The sequence below is a fragment of the Streptomyces sp. enrichment culture genome (assembly GCF_964272855.1).
Lineage (GTDB): Bacteria > Actinomycetota > Actinomycetes > Streptomycetales > Streptomycetaceae > Streptomyces.
This window is the reverse complement of the sequence record NZ_OZ186847.1, coordinates 1,207,820-1,232,261: the sequence shown is the minus strand read 5'-3', so window position 1 is coordinate 1,232,261 and position 24,442 is coordinate 1,207,820. Positions and strand designations below refer to the sequence as shown.

Sequence of the window (24,442 nt, the reverse complement as noted above, 5' to 3'; positions counted from 1 at the left end):
TCCCGTCTCTCGGCGGCCCCGACGTGGGGGAACTCGGCCGCCGGTCGCCGCGCTGATCGCCGAGGGCCGGCCCGATCCGGGGCGTGGCGCGAACCACCGCGCGGGACTCGTCCCAGACCGGAGGCGTGGCGCGACCCACCGCGCGGGACACGCCCCGACCGATGGCGTGGCGCAACCCACCGTGCCGGACACGCCCCCGACCGGTGACACGCCCCCGACCGGTCGCCCTCGCCGCTCAACCGGCTTTCAGGGCCTCGTCCGTGAGGTCCAGGTGACGCCGGAACGCTTCGCGGCCCCGGTCCGTGAGGCGGACGACGCGGGAGTTGTCGGCCGGGGTCAGCCAGGACTCCCGCAGCGCGTGCCGGAACACGCTCGCGGCCACCGCTCCCGCCAGGTGCGGACGCCGCTCGGTCCAGTCCAGACAGGTACGCACATGCGGTGCCGTCTCCCCGGCGGCGATGCCCGTCTCCGTCAGCCAGGCCACGCCCGACGCGGTGAGGGCGGGGCCGAACTCCCAGTCCAGCAGCCCTCGTTCGGTCATGGCGTCGGTGATCGCCACGGACAGGGAGCCGCCGAGGTGGTCGTAGCAGACGCGGGCGAAGGCCACGGCCCGCTGCCGGCGGGCGGCGACGAGCGAGCGGACCGGGACGAGCCGCTGCGGGGACAGGGCCGCCAGTGCCTCGATCATCTCGGCGACCCGGCTGTCGGCGAGGCGTACATGGCGGTGCCGGCCCCGGCGCGCCTCGGTGAGCAGGCCGCCGGTCACCAGCCGGTTGAGGTGGCTGGTGGCCGTGGAGGGCGCGACACCGGCCAGCCGGGCCAGTTCCGTCGCCGTCCAGGCCCGCCCGTCGAGCAGGGCCAGGCAGAAGGCGGCGCGGGTCCGGTCGGCCAGCAGCGCCGCCAGGGAGGCGAGGTCCGGTTCCTCGGCATGGGCATCGGGGCTGGTCACCCCGCCATTGTGGCGGGCGATACTTCGACGGGCGCCGAAACGTCGCGCCTCTAGCGTCCTACGGCATGAAGACCGTGACGACCGCGAAGACCGCGAAGACCGCTACGCATGCCGGAGTCCACCCTGGTACGCACGCCGGCACCCATCGAGTGATCCAGCCGAGCATCCTCTACTTCGGCACCCCCGTGGTCCTGCTGGCCACCGAGAACGAGGACGGCACCGCCAACCTCGCGCCGATCTCGTCCGCGTGGGCGCTGGGGCAGTACCTCGTAATGGGGCTGGGCAGCGAGAGCCACACCGCGCGCAATCTCGCCGCGCGCCCCGAGCTGGTGGTCAACGTCGCCTCGCCGGAGCTGTGGGACCGGGTGGAGCGCCTTGCACCGCTCACCGGCGCCGACCCGGTGCCGGAGAGCAAGCGGGCGGTGTACCGCCACGAGCCGGACAAGTTCGCCGCCGCCGGGCTCACCCCCGTCGGCTCGGACCTCGTGGCGCCGCCGAGGGTCGCCGAGTGCGCCCTCCAGCTGGAGGCGCGGGTCCGCGCGCTGACCCCCGGCGGGGACGGGCTCTTCCTCAGCGTCGAGTGCGAGGTGCTGCGCGTCCACGCGGCGGAGCGCGTCGTCGTGCCGGGCACGCATCACGTCGACCCCGCGATCTGGAGCCCGCTCATCTACAACTTCCGTCACTACCACGGTCTTACCCCGGAGGTCGGCCACGGCTTCCGCTCGGAGACCGCCAGGCTCGCCGCACGCCAGCGTTAGGTATGTTGACATAGGTATGTGTCCGTATCTATGGTGAGGGCATGCCCGCCCTGACCGACGGTGCTCTGGACGCCCTCGGCTCCACCCTGAGCGCGCTCGACACGCCGCACCCGCGCACCGCCGACTGACCGCACCGGTCGGCGGTGCCATTTCCCGGTCCGGCCGCGCTCTCGGCCTCCCCCGCACCCACGACACACGACGCATACGACAAGGACCGGCACACCCATGCCCTCCCTCACCCCGCACGCCGCCGCGCCCCGGCAGGCTCCACCCACGGCGGCGCCGCGCGGCCGGCGCGACAACCCCTGGCTGACCCTGATCGCCGTCGCCTTCGGCCTGTTCATGGTCGGGCTCGACGGCTCCGTCGTCTCCATCGCCAACCCGGAGATCGGCCGGGACCTGAACGCCGGCACCGCCGACCTGCAGTGGGTGACCAACTCCTACCTCCTCGCCCTCGCGGCCGCGCTCATCCTCGGCGGCAAGCTGGGCGACCGCTTCGGGCGGCGCACCTTCTACCTGATCGGCGTCGCGGGCTTCACCCTCGCGTCCGTCGCCATCGGGCTCGCCGGCTCGATCGAGGGCGTCATCGCCTTCCGGGCCGTGCAGGGCTTCTTCGGCGCCCTGCTGATGCCCAACACCCTCGCCCTGCTGCGGGCCGTGTTCCCGCCACGCAAGTTCGGCATGGCGGTCGGCATCTGGGGCATGGTCTCCTCGGTCTCCACCGCCCTCGGCCCCATCGTCGGCGGTCTGCTCGTCCAGCACGTCGACTGGGAGTCCGTCTTCTACGTCAACGCGCCCATCGGCGTCGCCGCGCTCGCGTTCAGCGCCCTCGTCCTGCCGAAGAGCAAGAACTCGGCCGCCGCCCGGGAGAAGTTCGACCTCGCCGGGGTCGTCCTGCTCGCGGCCGGTCTGCTCGCCGTGGTCTTCGGCGTCGTCAAGGGCGAGAGGTGGGGCTGGACTTCGGCCGGCACCCTGGGCGCCATCGCCGCGGGCGTGGTGATCCTGCTGGTCTTCGCCCGGTACGAGACCCGCGTCGCGAACCCTCTGCTGCCGATGCGGCTGTTCCGCAACCCGGCGCTGACCGTCGGCACGGCCGTCACCGCGCTGAACTTCTTCGTCCTGCTCGGCGTGATCTTCTTCGTCATGCTCTACCTGCAGAACGTGCGCGGCTACACGCCCGTCGAGGCCGGCGTCCGCACCCTGCCGCTGAGTCTGGCCTCCGTGGTCGCCTCCCCGCTCGGCGCCCAGCTGACCGAGCGGTTCGGCCCCCGGCTCACCATGCCGCTCGGCATGGTCCTCCAGGCCGCCGCGGCCTTCACCATGCTCACCTGGAGCGCCGACTCCTCGTACGCCACCATGTGGCCGCCCTTCATCGCCCTCGGTCTCGGCGTCGGCATGGTGATGTCCGCCTCCTCCGCGGCCATCGTCGGCAACGCGCCGGTCCGGGACGGCGGCGTCGCGGGCGGCCTGCAGGCCACCGCGCTCCAGATCGGCGGCGCGCTGGGCACCTCCGTGCTCGTCTCCCTCATCAGCGGCCGCGTCGGCGCCACGCTCCCCGGAGCCCTGACCGACGCGGGCGTGCCCGGACCCCTCGCCCACGGACTCGGTGAGGCCAAGGACGCCGCCGCGATGGGCATCGCACCGGTCGCCGACGACATGCCGGCCCGCGTGGCCCACGCGGTCGTCGAGGGCAGCCACACCGCCTTCATGAACGGTGTGCACACCGCCGTCCTGGTGACCGGCGTCCTCACGGTCGCCGGCGCGGTGATCGCGGCGCTCGGTGTACGCGGCCGGTCCGCCGCCCCGACGGGGACGCAGGCCACCGAGGGCTGACTGTGGGCCCGGCGCCGCCGGAGCCTCGCCCTGCCCGCACCGGCCCCTCCGGGCACGGGCAGGGCGCCCACGTCCCACCGGCGCCGTATGCCCACAGCCCTGTGCCACGGCCCCCGGGCAGGCCTCGAACGCCGACTGGGACATGGCGCCGGCGAACGAGCGACGACCAGCGGCTCAGGGGACGGCGACCGCGCCCGCCACGGCGCCGGCCAGGCCGTCCACCCGGAGCTCGTCCGGCCGACCACATGCGCACGCGCGCCCACCTGCGCGTCGAGCACCGACCCTCCGCGTGGGCGCGTTCCGGCGCTCCACATCGGGGAGGCCGTCACCGTCCCGACGCCGAGCGCATCGGCACACCCCACGGTGCCGGGCCACCGTCCAGCCGACGGCCACCGCGCGAACGCCCGCGCACGCCCGCGGCCGACGCCGCGCCTCGTGGCTACGCCACCGCCCGCCCCGGCGCCCCGGGACGGGACTCGTACCGCACGCTGTGGAACCGCCCGGCCTCCTCCCGGCCCGTCGGATCGCCGCCGAGGGCCCGTACCGCGTCGACCGCGAAGCGCTGCTCCCGCTCGTCGGTGAACCGACGCTGCGGATAGGTGCGGGCCGTGTCGGGTGTGGTGTGCAGGCCACGGTCGGCGAGAGCGCGCACGACGGGGTCGTAGGACACGGTCCGCAGTACGAACGCGCTCACCCAGACCGGACGCCGCGCGCCGTCCAGCAGGCGGGCGAAGGTCCGTTCCGTGACGTAGCTGCCGCCACCGGTGATGGTGACCAGCCCCACGCCGGCGAGCGCACGGCCCAGCTCGGGGCCGGGGTCGGAGCGCTCCAGGTCGTCGGTGAAGGCGGCGTCGAGCAGGCCCACCTCCCGCGCGTAGCGCACGGCCGGCGCCGAGATGTCCAGGCCGTACACCGGCAGTGCGTCGGGGCGGCGCCGCTCGGCGTAGAACTCCTTGTCCCAGGCGGCGAGGCCGGAGGTCGGCAGGTCCCGGGCCGCAGGGGACAGGTAGTGCTCGTACAGCTCCGCCAGGGTCACGTCGTGGTTGAGCAGCGCCGCGTTGATGCCGTACGAGCAGCACACGTCCAGTACCGCCGGAACGCCGGGCAGGCCGTCGTCCAGCGCGGCCCGCTCGGCGGCCACCCGCCGGAAGACCGGCTGGGCGTGGTGCGGGATCTCGTACCCCAGCGGGGCCAGCCGCGTGAAGTACGCCCGCGGATCAGCCTGGTCGTAGATGTCGTCGAAGCACGCCTTGCCACCCGCCATGCCGTCTCGGCCCCCTGTTCGCCGACGAGCCTTCCTCTCATGATGTCCCGCCACGGCGGAGGCGGCTCGTCGAGGCCCGGCGAGCCGCCGTCCCGCCCACTGCCGCGGTTACTTCGTCGCGCCCTGCGCGAAGCCGTTGTAGATGTAGCGCTGGAGGAAGAGGAAGACGAGCAGGGTGGGCAGGATGACGAGGATCGCTCCCGCCGAGATGTTCTCCCAGTGCGCCCCGAAGGGCCCCTTGAAGCGGAACAGCGCGGTGGAGATCGTGCCGAGGTCCTCCGAGGGCATGTAGAGGAACGGGATGTAGAAGTCGTTGTACGTGGTGATGCCCTTGATGATGACGACGGTGGCGATCGCCGGCTTCAGCATCGGGAAGATGATCTTGCGGTAGATGGTGAAGGCGTTGGCGCCGTCCAACCGCGCGGCCTCGTCCAGGGAGGTCGGGATGGCACGGATGAACTGCAGGAAGATGTAGATCGACACGATGTCGGTGCCCATGTAGAGCAGGATCGGCGCCCAGCGCGTGTCGAACAGGCCGAAGCTGTTGACCACCTGGAACGTCGCCACCTGCGTCGTCACGCCCGGCACCAGGGTGGCGACCAGGAACAGGCCCATGACGAGCTTCCTGAACCGGAAGTCGAAGCGGTCGATGGCGTACGCGGTCATCGAGCCGATGACGACCGTGCCGGTGATGGAGAACAGCAGGATGAAGGCCGTGTTGCCGAACGCGCCGAGCATGTGACCGCCGGTGAACGCGGTCGCGTAGTTCGAGAAGTTCAGCCAGTCGTCCGGCAGGCTCAGCGCGCCACCACCGTCCGCGATCTCCCGGGAGGTCTTGAGAGAGGTGAGGAAGACGACGACGAGCGGGATCAGCACCACGAGCGAGGCGAGGACCAGGGACAGATAGGTCAGCGTCGTCGCGATGCCGAAGCGCCGGCGCCGCGGCCGTCCGGGGGCGGTGAGGGTCATACGAGGTCCACCTTCTCGTCGGGCACCAGACGGCGCTGGATCCAGGTGATCAGCAGGATGATCAGCAGCAGTACGACGGCGCAGGCGGAGGCCAGGCCCGTCTTGTTGAACTGGAAGGCGAGCTTGATCGTCTGGATCACGAAGGTCGAGGTCTCGGTCGCGCCGCCCGTCATGATGTAGGGGATCTCGAAGACGGACAGGGAGCCGGAGACGGCCAGGATGACGCTCAGGCTGAGCACCGGCCGGATGCTGGGCGCGATGATGTGCCGGAACTGCTGCCAGCGGCTCGCCCCGTCCAGTTGCGCCGCCTCGTACAGCTCGCCGGGGACGGACTGGATCGCGCCGAGGAACAGCACGAAGTTCAGGCCGGTGAAGCGCCACACGGAGACACCGGCCAGCGAGGTGTTGGCCGACTCCGGGTCGCCCAGCCAGGCGTGGTCGCCGTCGACGCCCAGGAACGCCAGGATCGAGTCGAGGGTGCCGCCGTCCTGGAAGAAGTACAGGAAGACGAAGCCGATCGCGACCCCGTTGATCAGGTACGGGAAGAACAGGATGCCCTTGAAGAGGTTCCTGAAGCGCAGGTCGAAGCTGAGCACGGTGGCGAAGTACAGCGCGACGGCGATCTGCACCACGGACGCCGCCAGGTAGTAGAAGCTCACCGCGAACACCCGGAACATCTCGGGCCGGGTGAACAGCTGGGTGTAGTTGTCGACGCCGACGTAGTCGCGGTCGGGGCTGACGCCGTCCCAGTCGGTGAAGCTGTAGTAGATCATGTTGCCCACCGGCACGTAGGTGAACGTGATCAGCAGTGCCAGGGGGACCAGCAGGAACAGCCAGGGGGTGATCCGGCGCAGGGGATGGTCGCGCCGGCTGCGCGGCCGGGCGCCGGAGCGCCGGGCGGGCCGGGGGCCGCGGTCCGGCTCGGCGGCCGGCGCGGGCGGTGCCGCGGGGGAGGTGGTGATACGGGTCATGTGCGGGCCAGAGCCTTTCGTCGTCCTCTGAGAGCGCCGGCCCGCCGGGTCCCGGCGTCGGGGGGCCGCGGGGGCCGGGACCCGGCGGGCGCCGGGGTCAGGACCCGGTCGTCCGGGCGGCCTCGGCCCAGCGCTTGTCGAGCTCGTCGAAGTAGCCCTGGAGCGACCCGTCCTGGGCGCCGCGGGCGATGTCGACCAGCTTCTGCCGGTAGTCCTGCTTGCTCAGGCCGATCTCGGAGGCGTTGTCGATCGCGTTGACCTCCGCGGTCTCGGCCTCTGAACGCTCCACCAGCTTGACATCGTTGTCAACGTAGCTCTGCAGCGTGCTCGGCAAGGACGCGGACTTCAGGGCGGAGACAGCGCCCTCCCTGGCCGTGTAGCCGGACTTCTCGGTGAACCAGTCGATCCAGGCGCGCGCGGCCTGCTTGTGGTCGGAGTGGATGTTCACGGCCATCTGGTAGTCGGACACGAGCGTGGCGCAGAACTGGCCGTCCGTCTGGTACGGGAAGGGCATGAAGCCGATGTCCCCGGGGTCCTCGCCGGCCTTCTCCGCCGCGTCCTGCATCTGTGTGACGGCCCACGAGCCGAGCAGCATGCTGCCGACCTCTCCCTTGGCCAGCAGCGTCTTGGACGCCTCCCAGTTGGTGGTCGACGGGTCCTTCTCGGACAGGTTCGCGTGGACGATGTCGTGCAGCAGGGTGTCGATCACGTTGAGGTCCGAGCCCTCGGCCCAGGGCTTGTCCGTCGCGGCGAGTTTGTCGGAGGCCTGACTGTCGCAGCTGACCGAGCCGATGCTGTTGGTCCAGGGGCTGCTGAGCGGCCAGCCGTCCTTGAAGTTCGTGTAGTAAGGGGTGGCGCCGGTCTTCTCCTTCACCGTCCTCAGGTCGTCCAGGAACTCCTGGGGCGTGGCCGGCCAGTCGGAGATCCCGGCCTTCTTCCACAGCGCCTTGTTGTAGACGAAACCGTTGGCGGTGCCGAAGGTGGCGATGCCGTAGGTCCGGCCGTCGACGTCCGTCTTGTCGGTGAAGCGGTACGTCTCCTTCATCGTCGCGGTGCTGCCGAGCGGCGCGAAGAACTTCGGGTAGTCGCCCTTGGCGACCGCCGAGGGGATCAGCAGGACGTCGCCGTAGTTCTCGGTGTTCATCCGGATCTTCACCTCCCCCTCGTAGTCGGTGATGGCCTCGAACTCGACCTTCACCTCGGGGTAGGTCTTGTTGAACTCCGCCGCGTACTTCTTCATCGTGCCGTTCTGCACGAGGTCGGTGCGGTTGGTCAGGACCTTGATGGTGCCCGAGACGCCGTCCGGGTTCAGTGGCGCGACCGCGGTCTCGTTCGCGTTCGGTGTCCCTCCGCCACTGCACCCCACGACGGTCAGCATCGTGGTCGCCAGCAGGGCGGCGCTCAGGGTCTTCCTCCCCATGTGCCCAACTCCTTCCAGGGTTACGGCTCGGGCTCCGGTGGTTGACGGCACTATGTCAGGCGGTTGTAAACCGGTAAAGCTCCTTGTGAGAGCGGGATGCCCAATCGTTACCTGACATTTCCGGTGGATCTTGGTGTACAGGCTCGTGGCCTGTGGGTTTCCAGGCCTGGCGGGCTGAAAGTGGGGACTAGACCGGTTAATCACCCCGCGTTAGGTTGAGTCGCGACGCACACGAATCAGGCCCGTCCTGCCAAGAGGAGCCGCACATGAAGGAAGTCGTTCCGCTCGCCGAGGGCTGGAGCCTCCACCACGACACGAGCCCGCTGCCCGCCCAGGTCCCCGGCTGCGTGCACACCGACCTGCTCGCCGCCGGGGTGATCCCCGACCCCTACGTCGGTCTCAACGAGCGGGAGGTGCAGTGGGTGGGCCGCCGGGCCTGGACCTACAGCCGCGCCCTCGCCGCCGCCGACACCTCCGACGCGTCCCACGAACGCGTCGACCTGGTCTTCGACGGCCTCGACACCGCCGCGACGATCACCCTGGACGGTCGGGAACTGGGGCGCACCCGCAACATGCACCGCCGCTACCGCTTCGACGTGACCGGCCGCCACGGCGGGCTGCACGTGGAGTTCGCGTCGGCGTACGACGAGGCGGAGTTCGTACAGGTGCTGACCGGCGACCGGCCCAACGTCTACCCGGAGCCCTTCCAGTACATCCGCAAGATGGCCTGCTCCTTCGGCTGGGACTGGGGACCCACCCTGGTCACCGCCGGCATCTGGCGTCCGGTCCGGCTGGAGCGCTGGTCGACGGCCCGGCTGGCCGAGGTGCGCCCGCGCGTCACCGCCACCGACGGCACCGGCCGGGTGGAGATCCACATCGACGTCGAGCGCACCGAGCGAGGCGCCGACCGTCCGCTCGCCGTCCGCGCCACGGCGGGCGGCGCGGTCGGCCGGGCCGTGGTGGACGGCACGCGGGCCGTGCTGACGCTGGACGTGCCCGACGTGGCCCTGTGGTGGCCGCGCGGATACGGCGAGCAGCCGCTCTACGACCTGGAGGTGACCCTCGTCGAGGACGGCGACGAGGAACCGCTCGACACCTGGCACCGGCGCATCGGGTTCCGCACGGTGGAGCTCGACCGTTCCCCCGACGCGCACGGCACCGGCTTCACCTTCGTCGTCAACGGCGTACGCATCTTCGCCCGCGGCGTCAACTGGATCCCCGACGACGTCTTCCCGTCCCGCGTCACCCCCGACCGCTACCGCGCGCGCCTCGTCCAGGCCGCCGAGGCGGGCGTCGACCTGGTGCGGATCTGGGGCGGCGGCATCTACGAGGACGACGCCTTCTACGACGTCTGCGACGAGCTCGGCCTCATGGTCTGGCAGGACTTCCTCTTCGCCTGCGCCGCCTACCCCGAGGAGCAGCCGCTGCGCTCCGAGGTGGAGGCCGAGGCACGGGACAACGTTGTCCGGCTGATGCCGCACCCCTCGCTGGCGCTGTGGAACGGCAACAACGAGAACCTGTGGGGCTTCCGCGACTGGGACTGGGAGCCGGACCTGAAGGGCGACTCCTGGGGCGGCGGCTACTACCTGGACCTGATGCCCCGCGTCCTCGCCGAACTCGACCCCACCCGCCCCTACACCGCCGGCAGCCCCTGGTCCGGTTCCTGGGAGCACCACCCCAACGACCCGGCGCACGGCACCCACCACTCCTGGGAGGTGTGGAACCGGCGCGACTACGCCGAGTACCGCGACTCCGTGCCCCGGTTCGTCGCGGAGTTCGGCTGGCAGGCGCCGCCCGCGCTCGCGACCCTGCGCCGCGCGCTCCCCGACGAGGAACTCGCCCCCGACTCCCCGGGGATGCTCCACCACCAGAAGGCCGAGGACGGCAACGGCAAGCTGAACCGCGGCATCGCCCGCCACTTCGACCTGCCCGCCGACGACTTCGACCGCTGGCACTACCTCGCCCAGGTCGTCCAGGCCCGCGCCGTGGCCGCCGGCATCGAGCACTGGCGCTCGCACTGGCCGGTCTGCGCCGGAACCGTCGTATGGCAGCTCAACGACTGCTGGCCGGTCAGCTCGTGGGCCGCGGTCGACGGCGACGGCCGCACCAAGCCGCTCTACCACGAGCTGCGCCGCGTCTACGCCGACCGCCTCCTCACCCTCCAGCCCGGAGCGGACGGCCCGACCCTCGCCGTGATCAACCAGAGCGGCGAGACCTGGCGCACTGCGGTGTCGCTGCGCCGCCTGCGGGCCGACGGCGGCGTCACGGCGGAGGCGCCGCTCGAGGTGACCGTCGGCCCCCGCGAGGTCCTCCGGCTGGATGTGCCGCGAGACCTGGTGCCCGACGAGCGATCGGGCAAGGAGTTCCTCGTCGCCGACGCCGACGGACTGCGGGCCGTGCACTTCCCCGTCCCCGACAAGGAGTTCGCCTACCCGGCACCGCGCTACGACATCGACGTCCAGGCCCTCGGCGACGGCGGTAGTGTCGACGTCGTGGTGACAGCACAGACCCTCGTACGAGACCTCCTGCTGCAGGCCGACCGGCTCGGCGCGGACGCCGTCTGCGACACCGGCCTGCGTACCCTGCTCCCCGGTGAGCGGGCCCGGTTCCGGGTGCGCGGCGCCGGTCACCTCACCGCCGACGTGGTCAGGGGCGCGCTGTTCTGCGCGGCACCGAGGTGAGCGCTCCCGCCGAGCGCGTCACCATCAGGGACGTGGCGGCCGCCGCGGGAGTCTCCAAGGGCGCGGTGTCGCTGGCGTTCAACCACAAACCGGGCGTCTCCGAGGCCACGCGCGAGCGGATCTTCGCCGTGGCCCGGGAACTGGGCTGGGCGCCGAACTCCTCGGCGCGCAGCCTGTCCCGGCAGTCGGTGGACACCGTCGGGCTGGCCATCTGCCGGCCCGCGCGGCTGCTCGGTCTGGAGCCGTTCTACATGGAGTTCGTCTCCGGTATCGAGAGCGTGCTCGCCGAGCGGTCCTGCTCGCTGTTGCTGCGGCTGGTGGGCAGTCTGGAGGAGGAGATCCACCTCCAGGAGCGGTGGTGGCGGGAACGCCAGGTCGGCGGGTCCGTCCTGGTCGACTTCCACCAGGACGATCCGCGCGTCGCCGCGCTCGCCGAGACCGGCCTGCCCGCCGTGGCGGTCGGCCACCCCTCCCTCACGGGGGGCTTCCCGTCGGTGTGGACCGACGACGCCACGGCCGTCGCCGAGGCGGTGCGCTACCTGGCCGCCCTCGGTCACCGGCGCATCGCCCGGGTGGGCGGCCCGGCGGGCCTCGGCCACAGCGCGATCCGCACCGCCGCGTTCGAGGAGACGATGGCGGAACTCGGGCTCGCCGGCGGCCGGCACCTGGAGACCGGATTCTCGGGGGAGGAGGGCGCCCGGGCGACGCGGTCCCTGCTGCTGTCGCCCGACCGGCCGACCGCGATCGTCTACGACAACGACATCATGGCCGTCGCCGGGCTGGGCGTCGCCGCCGAGATGGGCGTCGCCGTACCGGACGAGCTGTCCCTGCTCGCCTGGGACGACTCACAGCTGTGTCGGCTGACCCATCCCACGCTGTCGGCGATGAGCCACGACGTGCACGGGTTCGGCGCCCAGGTGGCGCGGATGCTGTTCGACGTGATCGCCGGCGAGGACGTCCCGTCCCGGCCGGTGGCGACGCCCGAACTGGTGCCGCGCGCGTCGACGGCACCGCCGTCCGTGTGAACGCCTCGACGGAGAAGGGGCGCGGCATGCGGCCGCGCCCCTTCTCCGTCGTCGCCTCCCGGTCAGGAGGCGGCGCAGGCCGAGCCGTTGAGGGTGAACGCGGCGGGGACGCCGTTGCCGCCGGTCGAGGAGCCGCTGAGACCGAAACTCACCGACCCGCCCGCCGGGATCGTCCGGGTCCACGACTCGTGGGTCGCCCGCACGGTACGGCCGTCCTGGGTCGCCCTGGCGTTCCAGACCGAGTTGATCCTCTGGCCGCCGGGGAAGGCGAAGCTCAGCTCCCAGCCGTCCACGGCCCGGTCGGAGTGGTTGCGGATCGTGACCTCGGCGTTGAACGAGCTGCCCCAGTCGCTCAGCCGGTACTCCACCGCGCAGGCCGCCGTGCCGGAGCCGGGGGCGGTGCCGGCGGTCACCGTGGCCGACCTCGGCGAGCGGTTGCCCGCCGCGTCACGGGCGTAGACGGTGAACGTGTAGCGGGTGTTCGCGGTCAGGCCGGTCACCGTGACCGTGGTGGTGGCGGAGGCGGCGACCGTGGTCTCCTGGCCGCCGTCCACCCGGACCACGTCGTAGCCGGTGACCCCGGTGTCGTCGGTGGCGGCCGGCCAGCTCAGCCGCAGGCTGGTGCTCGTGGCGTCCGAGGCGGTCGGCGTGCCCGGGGCGGTCGGGGCGGTGGTGTCACCGCCGGTGCCGCCGGAGAAGACACTGGCCTCCTCGGCGGTGGCCTTGATGCCGTCGGCGCCGTCGAACAGGCGCTTTCCCCAGGCGGTGGGGCGTGAGGCGTCGAAGCCCTGGACGAGGTCGAGGTACTCGACGCCGCCGCCGTTGCCGCTCCAGGACCAGCCCAGGTAGCCGATGCCCAGCGACTGCGCGGTGGCCATGATGGCGTCCTCGTCCGGGTCGCCGTCGGAGTGCATGTCGCCGAACTCGCCGACCACGACGGGGAGTTTCGCGCTCACGAACCGGTTGAGGTAGTCGCGGACCTCGGCAGCCGTGTCGTAGACGCCGTACATGTGGATGTCGAAGACCGTGTTGCGGTCCGGGTCGGCGGCGAACACGTCGGCGGCGTTGTCGCGCATCGTGAACGACCAGTCCTGGCCCCAGTTGGGGGCGTCGACCACGAGGGTGTGGTCGAGGCCTCCCGCCCGCAGCCGGCCGATGGCGGTCCTGGTGTCGCCGGTCCAGGCGCTGTAACCGCTGTTGCCGTGCGGCTCGTTGCCGATGTTGACGATGACGTACTTCTCCTCGCCCACGAGGGCGCTCTTGACGTCCAGCCAGTAGTCCACCGCCTCGGACAGCGGCGCGGCGGCGCCGGCCTCGCCGTAACCGGTGGTGTCGTGCGCCTCCAGGACGCAGATCAGACGGTTCTCCTTGCACTCGGCGACCACGTGGGCGACGTCCGCGGTGTCGTTGCGGGTCCACTGGTCGCCCGTGCTGAGCACCACCCGGACCGAGTTGGCGCCCTTGGCCTTGATGTCCTTGAGCGCCTGGTCGGTGCGATCGGGGTGCCAGGTGTGCGCGTGGTTGACGCCGCGCATCACGAAGTCCTCCCCGTTGGCGTCCAGCAGGCGGCCCTCACTGACGTGGAATCCGGAGGGGGCAGCCGCCTGCGCAGCAGGCGCGGCGGCGAGGAGTGAGGCGCCCACGGCGAGGATCGTGCCCGTGGCCGCGGCCAGTTTCGTTCTCATGATTGCTCCCGGCTCGAGAATGTGCGGGGCGATGCGGAAAGGCGGAAAAGCCTTTCAATCGTGAATGCCAAAGGAACACGCCTGAAAACGGCTGCGTCCCGCGCCGCTTCGGTATATCCGCCCTTTGGCATTCACGAGAGTATGGATGCTCCGGAAGGAACACAATGCCTTCGACAGAACCGGTTAAGTGGATTCTTCCGCTACGTCAACGGGCGGCGAACGGATTTCCACCGCCCTATCTGCGCCTGTTGTTAAACCGATATAGCTGGTTCGCTGCAGCCGTGAGTGCGGCCGCGTCCGTGGCTTTCCGGGCCGGATGTGCCGTCGCGCGGCTGCCGCACGGCCGTCCATGTGGCGGCCGTGCGGCGGTCGCGGGGCCGCCGTACGGCCGTCGTGCGAGGCGAGTCGGTGCGATGGCAGGGCCTTGGCCAGCGGTTGGTGACGCTCGGTGATGCTCCCCCCTTGCCCTGATGGGGGGCGGGCGGTGGTGAAAGGCCCGGCGAACGGGAGCGTGCCCGTCGGGGCGCGGCGCGAGGCGGGGAAGGGGTCGCCGCCGCCTTGTTCGATCCAGACCGCTTCCGACCAGCACTGATCATTCCGTTTCGTTTGGCGTGCGGCCGAACGAGGGGCTTATCGGTCTGTCGTACGAGGGCTCATACCAGAGTGGGACGCTCTGCGGGGGTCTTTGTCAACTGCCCACCGCACATGATGCGTGGGCGACTACTGTCAGTGTTCGTCGGGCGACGCAGAACCAGTTCAGGGCATCCGGCCGACGGACCAGTACACGGACCAGTACGAGGACACCGATGTCACACCTCCGCGCACCGGCCGCACGCGCAGACCGCCGTGAAGGCGGACGGCACGGGCGACCGGTCGCCCGCACTGCCCCCGCACTGCCCGAGGCACACATACGGTCCCAACTGCTGCGCCTCGCCGTCCTGCCGCCCATCGCGGTCGCCCTCGGCGGCTGCGCGGCCGTGCTGTTCACCGTCCGCTCCACCGGCGTACGGACCGGTCTCACCCTGTGGGCCGTCCTCGCCGGGGCGGCATGCGTGGCCCTCGCCGGGATCGTGATCGCCGCCGTGGCCGCCCGACGCGCCGCCCGGTCGGTGCACGAACGCGTCGCCGCGCTGCGCCGCGGCAGCGCACGGCGCGAGGCCGACCTGCGCGCCCTCGTCGAAGGACTGCGGCGCGGCGAGGCGCCGCCCCCGCTCGCCCCGCACGGCGCACCGCCCGAGGACGCCGACGACTTCGACCTGCTCGCGGCCGACCTCACCCGCCTGCACGACGGCGCCGTCACCGCCGTCGTGCAGGCCGCGCAGCTCTCCAGCCAGACGGGCAGCGAACAGAAACTCGAGGTCTTCGTCAACCTGGCCCGCCGGCTGCAGTCCCTGGTGCACCGCGAGATCGCCCTCCTCGACGACCTCGAGAACGAGATCGAGGACCCCGATCTGCTCAAGAGCCTGTTCCACGTCGACCACCTCGCCACCCGGACCCGGCGCCACGCCGAGAACCTGGCCGTGCTCGGCGGTGCCGTCTCGCGGCGGCAGTGGAGCAACCCGGTCTCCATGACCGAGGTGCTGCGCTCGGCGATCGCCGAGGTGGAGCAGTACTCGCGGGTCAAACTCGTCCCGCCGATCGACGGCACCCTGCGCGGCCACGCCGTCGCCGACGTGATCCACCTGCTCGCCGAACTCGTCGAGAACGCCACGGTGTTCTCCGCCCCGCACACCCAGGTGCTGCTGCGCGCCAGCCTCGTCACGTCCGGCCTCGCCGTCGAGGTCGAGGACCGCGGCCTCGGCATGCCGGTCGACGAGCAGACGCGGATGAACCAGCTGCTCGACGACCCCGACCAGGTCAACGTGGCCCGCCTGCTGGCGGACGGCCGCATCGGGCTGTACGTCGTCTCCCAACTCGCCCGCCGGCACGGGATCGAGGTACGCCTGCAGTCCAACATCTACGGGGGCGTGCAGGCCGTGCTCGTCGTACCCCAGGAGCTGCTGGGCGCGGCCGCGGGTTCGGGCGGCGAAGCGGGGGAGAACGCTGGGCGAGCTGCCGGCGCGGCCGGGGGCACGGGGACGGGCACGGCACCCTCGCCCGCACCGCAGCCCCGGCACCAGCCGGTCCACCAGCGCGCCGACACCGGGCAGGACGTCCACGTCCGCCCGGGCACGCACTCCGCCGCCTTCCCCGACCAGGGTGCGCAGCCCGACCCCGGCGCTCACCCCGCCCGCCTCCCCACCCGTGGCGCGCGTACCGAGCGGGTGAACCCCGCGGACGCGGCTCCCGGCATCCGTGCCGAGGACCGGCCGGTCGTCGCCGAGCGGGAGGGAGTGCCGCCCGTGCCGCGGCACGGCGGTGTCGTGGGCGGCACCATGGGCAAGCCCCGGCTGCCCCGGCGTCGCGCGCAGGAACACATCGTCCCCCAGTTGCGCGGCGGTCCCGCACCGCGCCAGGACGACGGCCAGCCCGTCGGCCACGACCCCGGCCTGATGGCGGCCTTCCAGCGGGGCATCGGTCTCGCCGAAGCCCAGCAGAGCCTGGAGCCGGCGGCCGGCCCCCACCCCGGCCCGGTCCCCGCGGAGCCGCCCACCACGGCCGTACCCCCGCTGGACGTACGACCCGTGCGCGCGTCCGTGACCCCCGAGGCGATGGCCTCCGACCTCCGTTCCACCACCCGGCACGACGGGAGCGCGTCCGCCGGATGACCACCCCCACCCCACCCCCCTGCGCTCCCGCAGACCTTCGTACCCCAAGGAGTCGATCCACCATGGCGAGCGATGCCTCCACCGGCCTCGTATCCGATCTCGACTGGCTGATGAGCGGCCTCGTGCAGCGCGTCCCCCACACCACCAGCGCCGTCCTGCTGTCCTGCGACGGACTGGTGAAGTCGGTGCACGGCCTCGATCCCGACAGCGCCGACCACATGGCGGCGCTGGCCTCCGGCCTCTACTCCCTCGGCCGCAGCGCCGGAGTCCGCTTCGGTGACGGCGGCGACGTCCGGCAGGTGGTCGTCGAGCTGGACTCGACCCTGCTGTTCGTCACCACCGCCGGCTCCGGCACCTGTCTCGCCGTGCTCGCCGGCCGGGAGGCCGACGCCGCCGTGCTGGGCTACGAGATGGCGATGCTGGTCAAGAGCGTCCGCCCGTACCTGGTGACCGCGCCCCGGCAGCACGCCGTCGAACCCACGGCGATGAGGCCTTGAGCGCGGCGACGGCCGGCGACGGGCCCTGGCTCGATGACGCGGCCGGGCGGCTGGTGCGCCCGTTCACGGTCAGCAACGGCCGCACCCGCCCCACCGTCGCGCTCGACCTGATGTCGCAGGTGATGGCCACCGGCGCCACCGCCCTCGGCTACCTCGGCCCCGAACACGCGCAGGCCCTCGACCTGTGCCGCGCACCCGTATCGGTCGCCGAGATCGCCGCCCATCTGAAGCTGCCGGCGGTGGTCGCCAAGGTGCTGCTGGCGGACCTCGTCGACTGCGGGGCGCTGACCACCAAGCCCCCCGCCTTCCACCACAACCCCACGGACCGGGCCCTTCTGGAGGCAGTGCTCGATGGACTACGACGACAGCTCTGAGTACGACTACAGCGCCGGTCACGACGACGGCGCCGACCCCTTTCCCACCGCTCTGAAGATCCTGGTCGCGGGCGGGTTCGGGGTCGGCAAGACCACTTTCGTCGGCGCGGTCAGCGAGATCGCCCCGCTGAGCACCGAGGAGCTCCTCACCACCGTCAGCGTCGGAACCGACAACCTCGACGGCATCGAGAACAAGATGGAGACGACCGTCGCCATGGACTTCGGTCGGATCACCCTCGACTCCGACCATGTGCTGTACCTGTTCGGCACGCCCGGACAGGAACGGTTCTGGTTCATGTGGGACGAGTTGTCCGAGGGCGCGCTCGGCGCGGTCATCCTCGCCGACACCCGCCGGCTGGAGGAGTGCTTCGCGGCCGTCGACTTCTTCGAGGAGCGCGGCCTCGGCTTCATCATCGCCGTCAACGAGTTCGACGGGGCGCACCGCTACGACCCCGAGGAGGTGCGGGCCGCCATCGACCTCGACCCGCGGATCCCCGTGGTCCGCTGCGACGCCCGCATCTCCGCCTCCGGGGTCCAGACCCTGCTCACCCTGGTCCGGCACCTCATCGCCCACGCCCCCGCCGTCCCCGCGCCGAGCCACGGCGCGCACCGGTGACCACCGACCCCGACGACGCCACCGCCCCCGACCGCCCGACCGCCCCAATGCCCCTGACCGTCCCACCCGACCACCCCAACCTCCCCGACCGCCCATCGTCCCTTCGCCCCATCGCACGGAGCCGCACATGACATCCGCCCACAGCGACGGAGCCCGCCCATGAGCTACGACCCGCCGCGCCCGGCCGGTCGTCTGCTGCTCACCCCCGAGGACAAGGAGGCCCCCGCCCGCACCCTGCGGCTGCGCGGCCTCGGTCTCGGGGAGCGCCCGGAGCCCGCCCTCGACGCCTTCGCGGCACAGCTCGCCGCGCACACCGGGGCGCCGTACGCCATGGTCAACTTCCTGCACGAGCACGGGCAGTTCTTCGCCGGCCTGCGCGCCCCGGCGGCCGGGCCCGCCGGGCCCGACGGCGGTGCCCGGCCCGTGGTCGGCCGCCATCTGCCGCGCGACCACGGCTTCTGCCCCCATGTGGTGGCCCGGCGCAAGGCGCTCGTCCTGGAGGACGTCCGCGACTATCCGCGGTTCGCGGGCAACCCGGTCGTCGACGAGTTCGGCATCCGCTCCTATCTCGGCGCCCCGCTCATCGACACCACCGGCATGGTGCTGGGCACGGTGTCCGTCGCCGACGTAGCGCCCCGGCCCTGGGGCCGCCTCGGCCTGGAGACCATCAAGTCGACGGCCGCGGACCTCGCCGCCCGCCTGGAGGGCGGCCCCGCGCGTTGACCCCTCCGGGGGGTGTGAAGGAAAGCTGTGGCGCCGCTTAAGAAAACCTCGATGGACCGGGGGCATCCTCGTACGGAAGATTGCTAGGCGATTCCACACCTTTCCCCGTCCACGGGCTTCTTCGGCATGCCCGCGGGCGGGATCTCACCCTCAGGAGCCGTTGCGTTGAAGGCGCTGGTCAAGGAGAAGGCGGAGCCCGGGCTCTGGCTCGCGGACGTCCCGGAGCCCGCCGTCGGACCCGGCGACGTACTGATCAAGGTGCTGCGCACCGGTATCTGCGGCACCGATCTGCACATCCGGTCCTGGGACGGCTGGGCGCAGCAGGCGATCCGCACCCCGCTCGTCGTCGGGCACGAGTTCGTCGGCGAGGTCGTCGGGACCGGCCGGGACGTCACCGACATCGCGGTCGGCGACCGGGTCAGCGGCGAGGGCCACCTGGTGTGCGGCAAGTGCCGCAACTGCCTGGCCGGACGCCGCCACCTGTGCCGGGCCACGGTCGGCCTCGGCGTCGGCCGGGACGGCGCGTTCGCCGAGTACGTGTCCCTGCCCGCGTCCAACGTGTGGGTGCACCGCGTGCCGGTGGACCTCGACGTCGCGGCGATCTTCGACCCGTTCGGCAACGCGGTGCACACCGCGCTGTCGTTCCCGCTGGTCGGCGAGGACGTGCTGATCACCGGCGCCGGCCCGATCGGTCTGATGGCCGCCGCGGTGGCCCGGCACGCCGGCGCCCGCAACGTGGTGATCACCGATGTCAGCGAGGAGCGCCTGGAGCTGGCCCGCAAGATAGGGGTGAGCCTCGCGCTGAACGTCTCCGGCGCCACGATCGCCGACGGGCAGCGGGAGCTGGGCCTGCGCGAGGGCTTCGACATCGGACTGGAGATGTCCGGCCGCCCCGAGGCGATGCGCGACATGATCGCCAACATGACGCACGGCGGCCGGATCGCCATGCTCGGCCTGCCGTCCGAGGAGTTCCCGGTCGACTGGGCCCGGATCGTCACCTCGATGATCACCGTCAAGGGCATCTACGGCCGGGAGATGTTCGAGACCTGGTACGCCATGTCGGTGCTGCTCGAAGGCGGCCTCGACCTCGCCCCCGTGATCACCGGCCGGTACGACTACCGCGACTTCGAGGCGGCGTTCGCCGACGCGGCGAGCGGCCGCGGCGGCAAGGTCATCCTCGACTGGACCGCGTAGCCCCCGTACAGCTTTAGGAGCTTCTTCGATGTTCGACTCCGTGCGCGACGACCTGCGCGCCACCCTCGACGAGATCCGCGCCGCCGGCCTGCACAAGCCGGAGCGGGTGATCGGCACCCCGCAGTCCGCGACCGTGAACGTCACCGCGGGCGGCCGTCCCGGCGAGGTCCTCAACTTCTGCGCCAACAACTACCTCGGCCTCGCCGACCACCCCGAGGTCGTCGCCGCGGCCCACGAGGCGCTGGACCGCTGGGGCTACGGCATGGCCTCCGTGCGCTTCATCTGCGGCACCCAGGAGGTGCACAAGGAGCTGGAGGCGCGGCTGTCCGCCTTCCTCGGCCAGGAGGACACGATCCTGTACTCCTCCTGCTTCGACGCCAACGGCGGTGTCTTCGAGACGCTGCTCGGCCCCGAGGACGCGGTGATCTCCGACGCGCTCAACCACGCGTCGATCATCGACGGCATCCGCCTGTCCAAGGCCCGCCGCTTCCGCTACGCCAACCGGGACCTGGAGGACCTGGAGCGCCAGCTGAAGGAGGCCTCCGACGCGCGCCGCCGCCTGATCGTCACCGACGGCGTCTTCTCCATGGACGGCTATGTGGCGCCGCTGCGCGAGATCTGCGACCTCGCCGACCGGTACGACGCCATGGTCATGGTCGACGACTCGCACGCCGTCGGCTTCGTCGGCCCCGGCGGGCGCGGCACCCCCGAGCTGCACGGCGTGATGGACCGCGTCGACATCATCACCGGCACCCTCGGCAAGGCGCTCGGCGGCGCCTCCGGCGGCTATGTCGCCGCCCGCGCCGAGATCGTCGCCCTGCTGCGCCAGCGCTCCCGGCCGTACCTGTTCTCCAACACCCTCGCCCCGGTGATCGCCGCCGCCTCGCTGAAGGTCCTCGACCTGCTGGAGGCCGCGGACGACCTGCGCGTCCGGCTCGCCGAGAACACCGCGCTGTTCCGCCGCCGGATGACCGAGGAGGGCTTCGACATCCTCCCCGGCGACCACGCCATCGCACCCGTGATGATCGGCGACGCCGCCGAGGCGGGCCGGATGGCCGAGCTGCTGCTGGAGCGCGGCGTGTACGTGATCGGCTTCTCCTACCCGGTGGTGCCGCAGGGGCAGGCCCGGATCCGGGTCCAGCTGTCCGCCGCGCACTCCACGGACGACGTCAACCGGGCCGTGGACGCGTTCGTGGCCGCCCGCGCGGAGCTGGCCGCCTGATCCGTGCCGGTCTCCCGACCTGAGAGAATCGACCCCGTGATCGAAGCGCGGCGGCTGCACATCCTCCGTGCGGTGGCGGACCACCGCACGGTGACGGCGGCTGCCGCCGCGCTGTACCTCACGCCGTCCGCGGTCTCCCAGCAGCTGACGGCCCTGGAGCAGGAGACCGGCCACCGGCTGGTGGAGCGCGGCGCCAAGGGCGTGCGGCTCACCCCCGCCGGCGAGATCCTGCTCGGCCACACCAACCTCGTCCTCGCCCAGCTGGAGCGGGCCGAGGCCGAGCTGGCCGCGTACAGCTCGGGCGCGGCGGGCACGGTCACCGTCGCCGCCTTCGCGACCGGCATCGCCGAGGTCGTCGCGCCCGCCGTGGCCCGCCTCGCCCGCACCTCGCCCGGCATCGGCATCCGGGTCCAGGACGCCGAGGGCGACGCCAGCCTGCCGATGGTGCTGGACCGGCAGGTCGACGTGGCGGTGGCCGTCGAGTACCGGGGGGCACCGCCCGCCGACGATCCCCGGCTGACGCACGTGCCGCTGTACGCGGAGCCGTTCGACGCGGTCGTCCCGGTCACCCACCGGCTCGCCGACGCCCCGGAGGTGCCGCTGGCGGAGCTGGCCAAGGACCCGTGGATCGGCCCCTACCCCGGCAACCCCTGCCACGACGTGGTCGTGCTGGCCTGCGAGAGCGCGGGGTTCCAGCCGCGTCTTGAGCACTCCTCCGACGACTTCCGCGCCGTCGTGGCACTGGCTTCGGCCGACGCGGGCGTGGCCCTCGTACCGCGCTCGGCGCTGCGCGGCATGGACCTGGCGGGGGTGGTGGTCCGGCCGGTCGACGGGGTGGCGCCCACCCGCCGGGTCTTCGCGGCCGTCCGCCGGGGCGCCGAGGAGCACCCGCTGATCCGGCCCGTGCTGGACGCGCTGCGGGCGGCCGCCGAAGGGTAGGGAACCGGCCACCGGCCGAACGCAGTCTGGGCTGTCATGCGTGTGACGATGATCCTCCCGGCCCTGACCGAGGCGACGAGCCCGTTGTTCCGGCCCATCAAGTACTCGCTGTTCCCGCCTCTGGGCCTGGCCACCCTCGCCGGCTACCTCGACCCCGACGACGAGGTCACGCTCCACGACGAACACGTCGAGCGCCTCGACCTGGAGTCCCTGCCGACCCCCGACCTGCTGGTCGTCCAGCCGTACATCACCTCCGCCAGACGCTCCTACGAGATAGCCGACCACTTCCGTGCCCGCGGTGTGCACGTGGCCATGGGCGGACTGCACGTGACCTCGCTGCCCGAGGAGGCCGCGGCGCACGCCGACACGATCTTCACCGGCCCCGGCGAGGACACCTGGCCGCTGTTCCTGAAGGACTTCCGCGACGGTGCGCCCGCCCGCCGCTACGACTCGACGCTGCGCACCCTCGCCGGACTGCCGCCGGTCCGCCGCGACCTGATCAAGCGCCACCTCTACCTCGTGCCCAACTCGATCGTGGTGTCCCGCGGCTGCCCGCACCACTGCGACTTCTGCTACAAGGACGCCTTCTTCGAGGGCGGGAAGTCCTTCTACACCCAGGCCGTCGACGACGCCCTCGCCGAGATCGACCGGCTGCCCGGCCGCCACCTGTACTTCCTCGACGACCACCTGCTGGGCAACCGGCGGTTCGCCGAGGCCCTGTTCGACGGCATGAAGGGGATGGGCCGCCTGTGGCAGGCGGCGGGCACGGTCAGCTCCGTGCTGAGGCCGGACCTGCTGGAGCGCGCCGTGGAGGCCGGGCTGCGCAGTCTGTTCGTCGGCTTCGAGACCGTCAACGACGCCAACCTCGCCGAGCGCCGCAAGAACCAGAACATCGGCACCGACTACGCGGCGGCGGTACGGCGGCTGCACGACGCCGGGGTCATGGTCAACGCCAGCTTCGTCTTCGGCCTCGACCAGGACGGGCCGGACGTGTTCGACCGGACCGTGGCGTGGGCGGTCGACCAGGGCATCGAGACGGCGACCTTCCACATCATGACGCCGTATCCGTCGACCGGGCTGTGGAAGCAACTGGAGTCCGAGGGGCGGATCGTGCACCGCGACTGGGACCTCTACGACACCCGCCACGTCGTCTACCGCCCCAAGGGGATGACGCCGCGTCAACTGGAGGACGGCTACTGGCGGGCCTACCGCGACTTCTACCGCTGGTCCAGCATCTGGCGCGGCTCGGCGGCGCAGCCCGGCCCGCACGAGCGGCTGCGGCACCTGGCGTACGCGGGCGGCTGGAAGAAGTTCGAGCCCGCGTGGGACCTGCTGATCCGCTCGAAGCGGGTGGTGCGGGCGCTGCCGGCGCTGGAGCGGACGCTGGCGGCGTTCGGCGGGAGGCGGTGATCGTCGGCTGCCTCCTGTCCGTCTCCTCTCTGCCTCCTACTCTGTTTCATATTCGGGATAACATCCCTGATATGAAACAGAACCTCACCGAAGCCGGGCCGGACCCTGTCGACGCCCGGCTCGGCGCCCGCCTCGCCGAGCTGCGGGCCGAACACGGCTGGTCGCTCGGCGAGCTGGCGGAGCTCAGCGGGGTCAGCCGGTCCACCCTGTCCCGCGCCGAACGGGCGGAGATCAGCCCCACCGCCGCCGTCCTGAACCGTCTGTGCAACGTCTACGGACGCACCATGTCCCGGCTGCTCAGCGAGGTCGAGGCGGAGCCCGCGCCGCTGCTGCGCGCCGCCGAGCAGCCGGTGTGGGAGGACCGTGCCTCCGGCTTCGTGCGGCGCTCCGTGTCGCCGCCGCACCCCGGGCTGCGCGGCGAACTCGTCGAGGGACGGCTCGCCCCGGGCGCCGACCTGGCCTACGACCGGCCGCCCGTGCCCGGCCTCGAACAGCACATCTGGGTGCTGGAGGGCGCCCTGGAGGTGACCGCGCAGGACGTCGGGCACCGTCTCGACGCCGGGGACTGCCTGCGCCTGCGGGTGTGGGGCCCGACGCGGTTCCGGTGCGCAGGCCCCCGCGAGGCGCGCTATGTGCTGGCGGTGGTGCTGCCGTGACCATCGTCCGGCTGGACGCCAGCCGACTGCGCGAGCGCGCCGACGAGTTCGCGGAGCTGCTGGTCGACACCGTGGCGGGCGGCGCCTCCGTCGGCTTCCTCGGCCCGCTCGACCCCGCCGAGGCCGCGGCCTGGTGGCGGGAGCGGGCCGCGGAGGTCGCCGCCGGGCAGCTCGCCGTCTGGGCCGCGGACGACGGGGACCGGCTGGTCGGCACCGTCGGCCTCGCCTTCGCCGGCAAGGCCAACAGCCGCCACCGCGGCGAGGTGGTCAAGCTGATGGTGCGCCGCGACGGCCGCGGCCGGGGCATCGGGCGCCGCCTCCTGGCCACCGCCGAGCAGTCCGCCGCCGAGTCCGGGATCACCCTGCTCCACCTCGACACCGAGACCGGCAGCCTCGCCGAGCGTCTGTACGGCTCGGCGGGCTGGACGCGGCTCGGCGCGATCCCCGACTACGCGGCGGCACCCGGCGGGGAACTGCGGCCGACGACGATCTACTACAAGCGGCTCCCCGGCGCCGCCGGTACGGCTCCCACCAGGTGAATGTCAGTG

Annotated in this window: 21 protein-coding genes; 15 read left to right on the top strand and 6 right to left on the bottom strand. The window is 72.1% G+C overall.

Translation table 11 applies throughout. The annotated features are described in order from the left end of the window. Positions 1–235 precede the first annotated feature (235 nt). Entirely contained in the window at positions 236–949 is a 714-nt protein-coding gene (locus ACSU6L_RS05285) for an ArsR/SmtB family transcription factor (RefSeq protein WP_437054017.1), read from the bottom strand. Between the two features lie 149 nt (positions 950–1,098). On the opposite strand from ACSU6L_RS05285, the gene ACSU6L_RS05280 reads away from it, so the two are divergent. Next, positions 1,099–1,707, top strand: a complete 609-nt coding sequence (locus ACSU6L_RS05280) for a flavin reductase family protein (protein WP_437064773.1) — start codon at positions 1,099–1,101, stop codon at positions 1,705–1,707. A 225-nt stretch (positions 1,708–1,932) separates the two neighbouring features. Continuing rightward, positions 1,933–3,540, top strand: coding sequence for a DHA2 family efflux MFS transporter permease subunit (locus tag ACSU6L_RS05275; protein WP_437054015.1), 1,608 nt, complete (start codon positions 1,933–1,935; stop codon positions 3,538–3,540). A gap of 439 nt (positions 3,541–3,979) precedes the next feature. On the opposite strand, the gene ACSU6L_RS05270 is transcribed toward ACSU6L_RS05275, so the two are convergent. The 4 genes from ACSU6L_RS05270 to ACSU6L_RS05255 form a co-directional block, all read right to left on the bottom strand. Next, positions 3,980–4,804 (bottom strand): hypothetical protein, encoded by an 825-nt coding sequence (locus ACSU6L_RS05270; RefSeq protein WP_437054013.1) that lies wholly within the window; start codon positions 4,802–4,804, stop codon positions 3,980–3,982. Between the two features lie 108 nt (positions 4,805–4,912). Continuing rightward, a complete protein-coding gene (locus ACSU6L_RS05265) occupies positions 4,913–5,773 on the bottom strand; it encodes a carbohydrate ABC transporter permease (protein ID WP_437054011.1) in 861 nt (286 codons plus the stop codon). Next, positions 5,770–6,744 (bottom strand): carbohydrate ABC transporter permease, encoded by a 975-nt coding sequence (locus tag ACSU6L_RS05260; protein WP_437054009.1) that lies wholly within the window; start codon positions 6,742–6,744, stop codon positions 5,770–5,772. The genes ACSU6L_RS05265 and ACSU6L_RS05260 overlap by 4 nt, the downstream gene beginning before the upstream one ends. Before the next feature lie 97 nt (positions 6,745–6,841). Next, positions 6,842–8,164 carry an ABC transporter substrate-binding protein gene (locus tag ACSU6L_RS05255; RefSeq protein ID WP_437054007.1) on the bottom strand — a complete coding sequence of 441 codons (1,323 nt, stop codon included), beginning with the start codon at positions 8,162–8,164 and terminating at the stop codon, positions 6,842–6,844. A gap of 266 nt (positions 8,165–8,430) precedes the next feature. Here ACSU6L_RS05255 and ACSU6L_RS05250 point away from each other — a divergent pair, with 266 nt between their 5' ends. Together ACSU6L_RS05250 and ACSU6L_RS05245 are read left to right on the top strand one after the other, a co-directional pair. Beyond that, the gene (locus tag ACSU6L_RS05250) at positions 8,431–10,845 is read left to right on the top strand and encodes a glycoside hydrolase family 2 protein (protein WP_437054005.1); all 2,415 of its coding nucleotides are present in this window, start codon (positions 8,431–8,433) and stop codon (positions 10,843–10,845) included. Beyond that, a complete protein-coding gene (locus tag ACSU6L_RS05245) occupies positions 10,842–11,870 on the top strand; it encodes a LacI family DNA-binding transcriptional regulator (RefSeq protein WP_437054003.1) in 1,029 nt (342 codons plus the stop codon). Before ACSU6L_RS05250 ends, ACSU6L_RS05245 begins: the two co-directional genes overlap by 4 nt. 62 nt (positions 11,871–11,932) lie before the next feature. Here ACSU6L_RS05245 and ACSU6L_RS05240 read toward each other — a convergent pair whose 3' ends face one another. Continuing rightward, on the bottom strand, positions 11,933–13,555 hold the full coding sequence (locus ACSU6L_RS05240) for a cellulase family glycosylhydrolase (protein ID WP_437054001.1): 1,623 nt from the start codon (positions 13,553–13,555) through the stop codon (positions 11,933–11,935). A gap of 806 nt (positions 13,556–14,361) precedes the next feature. On the opposite strand from ACSU6L_RS05240, the gene ACSU6L_RS05235 reads away from it, so the two are divergent. The 11 genes from ACSU6L_RS05235 to ACSU6L_RS05185 all read left to right on the top strand — a co-directional run bounded on the left by ACSU6L_RS05235 (position 14,362) and on the right by ACSU6L_RS05185 (position 24,433). After that, positions 14,362–16,263, top strand: a complete 1,902-nt coding sequence (locus ACSU6L_RS05235; protein WP_437053999.1) for an ATP-binding protein — start codon at positions 14,362–14,364, stop codon at positions 16,261–16,263. A 62-nt stretch (positions 16,264–16,325) separates the two neighbouring features. Beyond that, positions 16,326–16,760 carry a roadblock/LC7 domain-containing protein gene (locus tag ACSU6L_RS05230; protein ID WP_073944290.1) on the top strand — a complete coding sequence of 145 codons (435 nt, stop codon included), beginning with the start codon at positions 16,326–16,328 and terminating at the stop codon, positions 16,758–16,760. Then, positions 16,757–17,134 carry a DUF742 domain-containing protein gene (locus ACSU6L_RS05225; RefSeq protein WP_073944291.1) on the top strand — a complete coding sequence of 126 codons (378 nt, stop codon included), beginning with the start codon at positions 16,757–16,759 and terminating at the stop codon, positions 17,132–17,134. Before ACSU6L_RS05230 ends, ACSU6L_RS05225 begins: the two co-directional genes overlap by 4 nt. Continuing rightward, positions 17,112–17,750: a GTP-binding protein gene (locus ACSU6L_RS05220; protein ID WP_437053997.1), complete on the top strand. Its 639-nt coding sequence runs from the start codon at positions 17,112–17,114 to the stop codon at positions 17,748–17,750. Before ACSU6L_RS05225 ends, ACSU6L_RS05220 begins: the two co-directional genes overlap by 23 nt. Before the next feature lie 159 nt (positions 17,751–17,909). Beyond that, entirely contained in the window at positions 17,910–18,473 is a 564-nt protein-coding gene (locus ACSU6L_RS05215; protein ID WP_437053995.1) for a GAF domain-containing protein, read from the top strand. Between the two features lie 165 nt (positions 18,474–18,638). Further along, positions 18,639–19,667, top strand: a complete 1,029-nt coding sequence (gene tdh, locus ACSU6L_RS05210) for an L-threonine 3-dehydrogenase (protein WP_437053993.1) — start codon at positions 18,639–18,641, stop codon at positions 19,665–19,667. Positions 19,668–19,695: 28 nt separating this feature from the next. Then, complete coding sequence (locus ACSU6L_RS05205) at positions 19,696–20,889, top strand: glycine C-acetyltransferase (RefSeq protein WP_437053991.1); 1,194 nt, start codon at positions 19,696–19,698, stop codon at positions 20,887–20,889. A gap of 36 nt (positions 20,890–20,925) precedes the next feature. Further along, positions 20,926–21,828 carry a LysR family transcriptional regulator gene (locus ACSU6L_RS05200; RefSeq protein ID WP_437053989.1) on the top strand — a complete coding sequence of 301 codons (903 nt, stop codon included), beginning with the start codon at positions 20,926–20,928 and terminating at the stop codon, positions 21,826–21,828. A 36-nt stretch (positions 21,829–21,864) separates the two neighbouring features. Beyond that, complete coding sequence (locus ACSU6L_RS05195; protein WP_437053987.1) at positions 21,865–23,238, top strand: B12-binding domain-containing radical SAM protein; 1,374 nt, start codon at positions 21,865–21,867, stop codon at positions 23,236–23,238. A gap of 71 nt (positions 23,239–23,309) precedes the next feature. After that, the gene (locus ACSU6L_RS05190; RefSeq protein WP_437053985.1) at positions 23,310–23,894 is read left to right on the top strand and encodes a helix-turn-helix domain-containing protein; all 585 of its coding nucleotides are present in this window, start codon (positions 23,310–23,312) and stop codon (positions 23,892–23,894) included. Then, complete coding sequence (locus ACSU6L_RS05185; RefSeq protein ID WP_437053983.1) at positions 23,891–24,433, top strand: GNAT family N-acetyltransferase; 543 nt, start codon at positions 23,891–23,893, stop codon at positions 24,431–24,433. The genes ACSU6L_RS05190 and ACSU6L_RS05185 overlap by 4 nt, the downstream gene beginning before the upstream one ends. The last annotated feature ends 9 nt before the right edge of the window (positions 24,434–24,442 follow it).

Coding starts and splice junctions, on each gene's coding strand:
- ACSU6L_RS05220 (WP_437053997.1), top strand. CDS start 17,112: ATGGACTACGACGACAGCTCTGAGTACGACTACAGCGCCGGTCACGAC.
- ACSU6L_RS05240 (WP_437054001.1), bottom strand. CDS start 13,555: ATGAGAACGAAACTGGCCGCGGCCACGGGCACGATCCTCGCCGTGGGC.
- ACSU6L_RS05275 (WP_437054015.1), top strand. CDS start 1,933: ATGCCCTCCCTCACCCCGCACGCCGCCGCGCCCCGGCAGGCTCCACCC.
- ACSU6L_RS05270 (WP_437054013.1), bottom strand. CDS start 4,804: ATGGCGGGTGGCAAGGCGTGCTTCGACGACATCTACGACCAGGCTGAT.
- ACSU6L_RS05205 (WP_437053991.1), top strand. CDS start 19,696: ATGTTCGACTCCGTGCGCGACGACCTGCGCGCCACCCTCGACGAGATC.
- ACSU6L_RS05195 (WP_437053987.1), top strand. CDS start 21,865: ATGCGTGTGACGATGATCCTCCCGGCCCTGACCGAGGCGACGAGCCCG.
- ACSU6L_RS05250 (WP_437054005.1), top strand. CDS start 8,431: ATGAAGGAAGTCGTTCCGCTCGCCGAGGGCTGGAGCCTCCACCACGAC.
- ACSU6L_RS05215 (WP_437053995.1), top strand. CDS start 17,910: ATGAGCTACGACCCGCCGCGCCCGGCCGGTCGTCTGCTGCTCACCCCC.
- ACSU6L_RS05230 (WP_073944290.1), top strand. CDS start 16,326: ATGGCGAGCGATGCCTCCACCGGCCTCGTATCCGATCTCGACTGGCTG.
- ACSU6L_RS05235 (WP_437053999.1), top strand. CDS start 14,362: ATGTCACACCTCCGCGCACCGGCCGCACGCGCAGACCGCCGTGAAGGC.
- ACSU6L_RS05255 (WP_437054007.1), bottom strand. CDS start 8,164: ATGGGGAGGAAGACCCTGAGCGCCGCCCTGCTGGCGACCACGATGCTG.
- ACSU6L_RS05260 (WP_437054009.1), bottom strand. CDS start 6,744: ATGACCCGTATCACCACCTCCCCCGCGGCACCGCCCGCGCCGGCCGCC.
- ACSU6L_RS05265 (WP_437054011.1), bottom strand. CDS start 5,773: ATGACCCTCACCGCCCCCGGACGGCCGCGGCGCCGGCGCTTCGGCATC.
- ACSU6L_RS05190 (WP_437053985.1), top strand. CDS start 23,310: ATGAAACAGAACCTCACCGAAGCCGGGCCGGACCCTGTCGACGCCCGG.